Source organism: Streptomyces sp. SID3343 (assembly GCF_009865215.1).
In the GTDB taxonomy this organism is placed as follows: Bacteria; Actinomycetota; Actinomycetes; order Streptomycetales; family Streptomycetaceae; genus Embleya.
Genome location: NZ_WWJX01000894.1, coordinates 1 through 1,290, shown reverse-complemented (window position 1 = coordinate 1,290; position 1,290 = coordinate 1). Strand labels below are relative to the sequence as shown.

At 72.1% G+C, this 1,290-nt stretch carries 1 protein-coding gene and 1 pseudogene; both read right to left on the bottom strand.

The features are described from left to right. A pseudogene (locus GT354_RS27645) lies at positions 1 to 751 on the bottom strand (HEAT repeat domain-containing protein); the annotation flags it as partial. A gap of 183 nt (positions 752 to 934) precedes the next feature. Then, the coding region (locus GT354_RS27640) for a hypothetical protein (RefSeq protein ID WP_161359094.1) at positions 935 to 1,290 on the bottom strand (356 nt) is incomplete at its 5' end.

The following is a 1,290-nucleotide window of genomic DNA, read 5'->3' as shown; positions in this document are numbered from 1 at the left end:
CGGCCCACGCCGCGGCGAGGATCGCGCCGCGGTGTTCGGGCCCGGCGACGGCGCCCAGCCGTCGACCGCACGCCAGGGCCTGTCGGGGGCCGTCGGCGGCCTCGGCGAGGACGTCGTCGACGGTCTGGGCGGGCGCGGTCGGGTGGGGCGTCTTGACGGAGCGGGTCAATTCCCAGTGCCACCAGTCCAGGTCGACCTGTTCCACGACGGCGCGCACGCGCTCGTCGCGGGTGGCCCACATCCGCCACGGGCGCATGCCGGGCGAGTTCTTGACGCACTCGTAGAGTTCGTCGTCCTCACCGCGCTCCAGGACCACGTCGAGCATGCCGTCGAGGGCCCCCTCGACGGCGACCGCGGCGAGCCGGTCGAGCGCCTCGGGCCAGTCGCGGCCCTCCTTGACGTACTCCCGTAGCAGCGCGGTCGCGTCGCTGCGCCCGAGTCTGGCGAGGGTGCCCAGGACCGCGAGCGGGAGCGCGGTTCGGTCCGCGTCCTCGTCGGTCCAGTCGTCGTCGCACAGCAGGTGTCGGGCGAGACCGTCGAGACCGGCGTCGAGGTCGGCGTACAGGCGTGCGTAGTACAGCGAGCGCGACTCTGTGGCCGGAACGGCACGGGGATCGCGGACCACACAGCCGTCGAGCGCGTCGAGCACAGCGACGCGGTCGGCGACGAGGGCCCGCCGGGCGCCCTGACCGTGGCCGCTGCGTAGCAGGCCAAGGAGGGCGTCATGCGAGGTGATGACCGGATCGAACATGCCGCAAGCATCGGTGGCCGGCAACCGCGGGGCAACAGGATTTAGGACACATGTACCCGTTGCCCGAAGTTTCGACGAAACCTCGTTGCGAATCCGTCACCGGAAGCTGTGAACTGTACCGCCGAGGTTCGCGCGCGCGATCACCGGGTGTGGCATGACACGGGTAGGACGTCGCGCTCGCGCTCACGGTTGTCTGGGCACCCGAACCATCGGCGGATCGCATCGCACGGTGTCGTAGTCCTGGCCGTCGAGCGGGCCGAGCACGTTCGAGGGCACGAAGGACTCCATCGCCCACGCCTTGGTCTGCACGTCCTCGCCGTAGCCGTACGCCCCCCACACGGGCCAGCGCACGCGGGCGCGCCACGTGCCGTCGCGATATCGGTGCCAGCTCACGAGCGTGACGTCGAGATATTGCCCGTCGGGCAGTGTCATCCGCACCCGCGGGCCCTGCGGACGCGGGTCGGCCTCCTTGCGCCGCTCCCCCGTCACCACGACCGGCATCGCTGTGGCCGGTCGCGCCGCGCCCGCGGCCCGCGCCG